This window comes from Desulfosarcina sp. (assembly GCF_041551955.1).
Taxonomy (GTDB): Bacteria; Desulfobacterota; Desulfobacteria; order Desulfobacterales; family Desulfosarcinaceae; genus Desulfosarcina.
Genome location: NZ_JBFELV010000010.1, coordinates 22,865 through 29,085, shown reverse-complemented (window position 1 = coordinate 29,085; position 6,221 = coordinate 22,865). Strand labels below are relative to the sequence as shown.

The 6,221-nt window shown below is 57.4% G+C and carries 6 protein-coding genes and 1 pseudogene; 1 reads left to right on the top strand and 6 read right to left on the bottom strand.

Features of this window, described 5'->3' with window-relative positions; genetic code table 11:
• From hisC to ABYV26_RS01775, 6 genes and pseudogenes are all read right to left on the bottom strand, one after another.
• Positions 1–1,013: histidinol-phosphate transaminase (hisC, locus tag ABYV26_RS01800; protein ID WP_372677605.1), on the bottom strand; the 1,013-nt coding region annotated here is incomplete at its 3' end.
• A gap of 98 nt (positions 1,014–1,111) precedes the next feature.
• Positions 1,112–1,648 (bottom strand): 2-oxoacid:acceptor oxidoreductase family protein, encoded by a 537-nt coding sequence (locus ABYV26_RS01795; RefSeq protein WP_372677603.1) that lies wholly within the window; start codon positions 1,646–1,648, stop codon positions 1,112–1,114.
• Between the two features lie 41 nt (positions 1,649–1,689).
• A complete protein-coding gene (locus ABYV26_RS01790; RefSeq protein WP_372677602.1) occupies positions 1,690–2,427 on the bottom strand; it encodes a thiamine pyrophosphate-dependent enzyme in 738 nt (245 codons plus the stop codon).
• Positions 2,428–2,480: 53 nt separating this feature from the next.
• Positions 2,481–3,551 (bottom strand): annotated as a pseudogene (vorB, locus tag ABYV26_RS01785) (3-methyl-2-oxobutanoate dehydrogenase subunit VorB).
• Positions 3,552–3,573: 22 nt separating this feature from the next.
• Positions 3,574–3,798 (bottom strand): ferredoxin family protein, encoded by a 225-nt coding sequence (locus ABYV26_RS01780; protein ID WP_372677600.1) that lies wholly within the window; start codon positions 3,796–3,798, stop codon positions 3,574–3,576.
• A 244-nt stretch (positions 3,799–4,042) separates the two neighbouring features.
• Positions 4,043–4,762, bottom strand: a complete 720-nt coding sequence (locus ABYV26_RS01775; protein WP_372677598.1) for a cobalamin biosynthesis protein CbiA — start codon at positions 4,760–4,762, stop codon at positions 4,043–4,045.
• A 258-nt stretch (positions 4,763–5,020) separates the two neighbouring features.
• Here ABYV26_RS01775 and ABYV26_RS01770 point away from each other — a divergent pair, with 258 nt between their 5' ends.
• Entirely contained in the window at positions 5,021–6,196 is a 1,176-nt protein-coding gene (locus ABYV26_RS01770; RefSeq protein WP_372677596.1) for an exo-beta-N-acetylmuramidase NamZ domain-containing protein, read from the top strand.
• Positions 6,197–6,221: the final 25 nt, after the last annotated feature.

Genomic DNA, 6,221 nt, shown 5'->3' with positions numbered 1-6,221 from the left:
GTGGGGAATCCGTAAGCGCGCATGGACCTGACGATCACGCCCTGCCGCAGCATGTTTTCAAACACAACATCCGCCGGCTGCCCGACGTCGATGAGAAAGAAGTTGGCCTCGGTTTTAAAGTAGGTCAGGCTCATCCTGTCCAACGCCTCGTACAGCTCGCCCAACCCCCGATGAACCAGCCCTACGGTCTGCTGTAAAAACGCCTGATCATCCAGGGCGGCTGCGGCCGCGGCCTGAGCCATGCTATTGACATTGAAGGGCGGCCGAACGCGGTTGAGAAGCTCCGCCAGTGAAGCCGGCATGATGCCGTACCCTACCCGCAACCCGGCAAGACCATATACCTTGGAGAAAGTCCGCAGGGTCACCAATGGGCGATTCACGTCGGATGGCTGTCCGGTTTTTAAGCAATCTGGATTGCTGGCGAACTCGATATAGGCCTCATCCACGACCACGACCACATCGGCCGGCAGCCGGGCCATAAAGTGGTCAAAGGCTGTCTGAGTAACGACCGTGCCGGTTGGGTTGTTGGGGTTGCAAACGAAAACCAAGCGCGTGTCGGCGGTCACCCGTTCGGCCATGGCGTCAAGGTCCATGGTCAGGTCCTTCAAGGGCACGGCGTCTACCACGGCACCGGCGGCGCTGGCCGCAATGGCGTACATGAGGAATGACGGGCGCGGCACGACCACCCGGTCGCCGGGCCGTATCAGGGCCCGCACCAACAGGGCGATAATATCGTCCGAACCGTTTCCGATCACCACGTTCGCCGGCACCATACCGTTGGCCCTGGCGATTTTGCGCGTCAGCATGTGGCCGGCACCGTCCGGGTATCGGTGGAGCGATGCCAAGCCGTTGCGGATGGCCGCCAATGCCATGGGAGAAGGCCCCAACGGGTTTTCGTTGGATGCCAGCTTGACCGAATCGCTGATGCCGTATTCTCGCTCCAGAGCCTCCAGCGGTTTACCGGGGACATAAGGCTCAATGGCCTTTATATAGTCGGGAATCGTCAATTTCATGGTCAACCACCAGTCGAAAAACCAGCCGGGCATTCAACCCGACCGCCGATGCATGCATATCAACGCGCCACAGCATCGCCACATGGCATGGCGGGTATCTATTTCCGGGCGGCCTTCTCACCGGCAGCCACGGCTTCCATGTTCAAAGGGATCAATTTGGGCTTTTTGCTGAACTCTTCCTTGATACAATGCTTCAGCGTTTCCATGGGAACGATGCCGCTTCGGCCCACGAAAGCGGAGAGGGCCACGATGTTGGCGGCCTTGACACTGCCCAGGTCTTTGGCGATGTCCACCACAGGCACCCGCAGTTCATCCACATCGTCACGGTTCGACCCAAAGGCGATCAGCGAGCTGTTGATGAAGATGATGCCGTCTTTTTTAACCGTTGGGGCGAATTTTTCAAGGGAGGGGCCGTTCATGGCCACCAGGTGAAGCGGATTTTTAATGATGGGGGAACCGATGGGCCGATCGCTGATCACCACCGTGCAATAGGCCGTTCCACCCCGCATTTCAGGCCCGTAGGAAGGGACCCAAGCCACTTCGAAGCCCTCCTCCATGGCGGCATGCGCAAGGACCTTGCCGATTAACAGGATGCCCTGTCCACCGAACCCGGCAAACATGATTTCGCTCTGCATGGTACCTCCTTCAGTCACGTCCGGCATTACTCGACCATGCGTCATGCCGGAACTTTGTAGTCTCCCGGTTGGTAGTATGTCAGCAGGTTTTTTTCGGTCCATTCCACCGCCTGAACCGGCGTCATCCCCCAATTGGTGGGACAGGTGCTGACCACCTCGACAAGGCTGAAGCATTTGTTCTCTAATTGATAGGTAAATGCCTGTTTTATAGCTTTTTTCGCTTTGTTTATATATTTAGGTTTGATCACCGTCTGGCGGCTGATATAGGCCGGTGTCTGCAGGGCGGCCAGCAGTTCGGCCATCTTGATGGGCATACCCACCTCCTCGACCTTCCTGCCGAAGGGGGAGGTGCTGGTTCGCTGGTCCGGCATGGTGGTGGGTGCCATCTGGCCGCCAGTCATCCCGTAGATGGCGTTGTTGACGAATATAGTGGTAAATTTCTCGCCCCGGTTGGCCGCGTGGATGATCTCGCCCATGCCGATGCTGGCCAGGTCACCGTCTCCCTGGTAAGTGAACACCATCAGGTCGGGCCGCACCCGTTTGATGCCGGTGGCCATGGCCGGTGCACGGCCGTGGGCCGCCTCCTGAAAATCAAAGTTGAAGTAGTTGTAGGCCAGTACGGCGCAGCCGACGGGGGCGACACCCACCGTGCGTCGCCGGATGCCCAGTTCATCGATGGTTTCGGCCACCAGCCGGTGGATCACGCCATGGGTGCATCCCGGGCAGTAGTGGGTGTGGGTATCGGAGAGGGCCTCCGGTTTTTTAAACGTCTTTCCCATTTTACCTTACTCCTTGCTTATGAGCCTGAAATCCGTTGGGGATTGACAATCGATCAGGCAATACGCTGCTTAACCACCTCGATGACCTCTTCGGGGGTGGGGATATCACCGCCGCACTTGCCGTACCAGCTGACCGGAACCCGCCCCTTGACGCTGCGCTCCACATCCTCGATCATCTGGCCCATGCTCATCTCGATGCTCAGCACATGGGTGCACGACGACTTCATCGCTGCCTCCGCAACGGCCTTTTCGGGAAACGGAAAGACCGTCTGGGGACGCACCATGCCCACATCGATGCCTTCGGCCGCCAACATGTCGACGGCTGTGCGGCACACCCGGCTCATAGTGCCGTAGCTGACGATGAGCCCTTTGTAATCGCAGTCGGTATGGTACGATTCGGACATCACCTCCTCGGCACGCATGCGGTCATATTTGGCCTTGAGTGCCAGGTTGTTGTCGTTGAGTTGAACCGGGTCCAAAAATAGGGATTTGACCAGATTGCGGGTGTTGCTCTTGCGGTGGTCCATCCCATTGGTGGCCCATGAATCCTTGTTGGTAGGCTCCGTTTTCAGATGGTCGGGGAATTCCACCGGTTCCATCATCTGCCCGATGAGGCCGTCGCCCAGAATCATCACCGGATTGCGGTATTTTTCAGCCAGCGGAAAGGCTTTCATAACCATTTCGACGGCTTCCTGAACGCTGGCCGGCGCCATCACCAGCAGGCGACAGTCACCGTGGCCGATCCCCTTGGTGGCCTGGAGATAGTCCGCCTGGGAAGGCAAAATGCCTCCCAAGCCTGGTCCGCCGCGCATAATGTTCACAAAAACCGCCGGGCACTGGGCTGCGGCAATATAGCTGATGGCTTCGCTCATGAGACTGATTCCTGGACTGGAGGAGGTGGTAAAAACCCGTTCCCCGGCGCCGGCGGCACCGAAGATCATGTATCCCACGGCCACCTAGCTCTCCCCTTGCAGAAACACACCCCCGACCTCCGGCATTCGGCGGACCAGATATTCGGCCACTTCGGACTGCGGCGTGATGGGATAGGCGAAGTAGTTCAGACAACCAGCCCTGATCGCTGCTTCACCGATGGCCTCGTTTCCCTTCATCAATACCTTTGCCATGGTGCTCCTCCATTGACCGCCCTTAGGCGTTCGGTTCTTCGGTTTCTTTGATGTTTATGGCCACATCCGGGCACATGATGCAGCACATCGTGCAGTGGATGCAATCTTCGGGACGCGCCTGAAATGCCGGGTAGTAACCTTTTGCATTCACAGCGGGAGATATCTCCAGAACATTTTTGGGACATACGGTGATGCACAGGCCGCAGCCTTTGCAGCGGTCCTTTTCGATGTGGTGTTGATACGCCATGGATAGCTGCTCCTTATCGCGATGGAATCATGTTCCATTGGAAATGCGGCGATGCCGTGCCGATAGATGGCCAACATGCCGGTGGTTGATCTTTTGCTGCAACAGCACGATCAAGATCCCCTTTTGCCTGATTGAGCCCGCTGCGCGGCACCGGTGCTTGGCATCGCTACTTCGTTTCGACCCTGATGAGCGGATTTTTTGATTCGCGCCGACAGGCGACGGGGAATGCGTGCGCTTTCTCGGTTCATCCGTTTGACGCCGATGCGCCCGCTTCCAGAGCATCAGCCCGCTTCCAGGGTGGCACCAACTGCCGCCTCAGCGCAAGCACCGGGCAATGAATATCCTTTTTATCGAGTCGGGTCAACAGTGCCGCCGGCGTGGTGATGAACACAAGGGGTATGTTGCCGGCCTCAGCCACCTGCTTTGCAAAAGTGTACCCGCCCAGAATATCCTGTTCGGTGGTCTCTTCCATAATATTGGCATTGCCGATGATGCCGGTGATGGTCATTCTGGCCTTGGCTTCGATCGCTCGTCGCATTTTCAAGCAACCGCCCACCGTATCCGTGCCAGGGCGATGGGGATTGATCACCTGAAGCACCTGCAGCGTTTTCCCCGCCATCGAATCGGCAAGTGCGGCCAGGACCGTTGCACCCACGTCGTCACCTCCCACATCCAGCAGGGTCAGCCCGGACGGATGTCTCAGCATACCGGACACCTCGGGGGTGAGGATGGGTAGGTCTGCCTGCATGTAACGCGCAGGCGGCAGCACCACGTCAATGCCAAGGCGACGCAGGGCCTGACGGGCTTCTCGGGTTCTGAAATAGGGATTGACCAGATCCAGGTCGGCTAACCGAACGGATGTGCCTTTTGCATTCATGTGAACGGCGAGGTTGATGGCGACTTCGGTTTTTCCGCTGCCGTATGCGCCGACAATGATCACAATACCGCTGATTTCAAGTTTCAACTGAAAAGGGGTCCTTTGCTTATCGTAGACCTCGCCGTCCGACACATGGCGTGGGTATACCAGAAGATATCGGGATGATTCGGCCTGGTTTCGGTGGTTCGAAACGGAAAAATGAATTACATATTTTTAAAAACCGACCGTGTCAAGGGATTTGGACCGGCCAATGGATTTCGTCTTTTACTGGCAGATGCGGTGTGCTAAGAGACAATGGACTCACGGAGTCCTCGTGAAGACAATCCCAACAAAGGATCGATCGAGATGACAGCAGTAAAGACCGGTCTCGACAACCTCTGCGAATCGCCTCCCCCGTCATTGAAGCACCAGCGTATCGGATTGCTCTGTAATCCGGCTTCAGTGGACAGCCGGTACAGGCATGCCCGTGAGCGGATTCGACAGGCCTTTCCGGGCCAGCTGAAAGCGCTGTATTCACCTCAGCACGGCTTCTACGCGGAAAGGCAGGATAATATGATCGAATCGGCCGATCGATTGGATCCAGTGACCGGCTTACCGGTGTTTTCCCTTTACGGAGACACCCGTATTCCCTCACGCGCCATGATGGATCCCATAGACGTCATGCTGGTGGACCTACAGGATGTGGGCACCCGGGTCTACACCTTTATCTACACCCTCTCCCACTGCATGGAGGCGGCACGGCAATACGATAAAAAAATCATCGTCCTGGATCGGCCCAACCCGTTGGGCGGGCGTCTGGTGGAAGGAAATCTGCTGGCCCCCAGCTGTTCATCTTTTGTCGGCCGCTACCCCATCCCCATGCGCCATGGCCTGACCATCGGCGAATTGGCAATCCTGTTCAACACCCGCTTTGGCATCGGCTGCGACCTAGCGGTGGTGCCCATGCAAGGCTGGAAAAGAGCGATGACGTTCAGTCAGACCGGCGTGCCCTGGGTGGCTCCGTCGCCTAATCTACCCACACCGGCGTCGGCCATGGTCTATCCGGGCCAGGTGATTTGGGAAGGCACCAACATCTCGGAAGGCCGGGGAACCACCCTGCCCTTCGAGTTGTTCGGAGCACCGTTCTTAGCGCCCGATCGGCTGATGGAGGATATCGACACGCGTCTATTAGGCGGAGCCGTGCTGAGGCCTGTTGAATTTGAACCCACATCCAACAAATGGGAGGGACATCCGTGCAAAGGGTTTCAAATTCATGTCACCGATCCGGCGCTCTATTCCCCCTACGCCCTGTCGCTGGCATTCTATCAGGTTATATACCAGACCTACCCGGACCGCTTTGCCTACAAACAGCCACCCTACGAGTACGAGTACGAACGTCTGCCCATGGATTTGATTCTAGGCGACCGCCAGATCCGGTCTCAAATCGAAACCGGAACGCCGCTGGCCACAATGATTTCGGGCTGGGAAGCGCCGCTGGCGGCGTACCAGGAGTTGGTTGAAACGGTGCATCTCTACAAATAAAAACCCCGAACGGGAAACCGTTCGG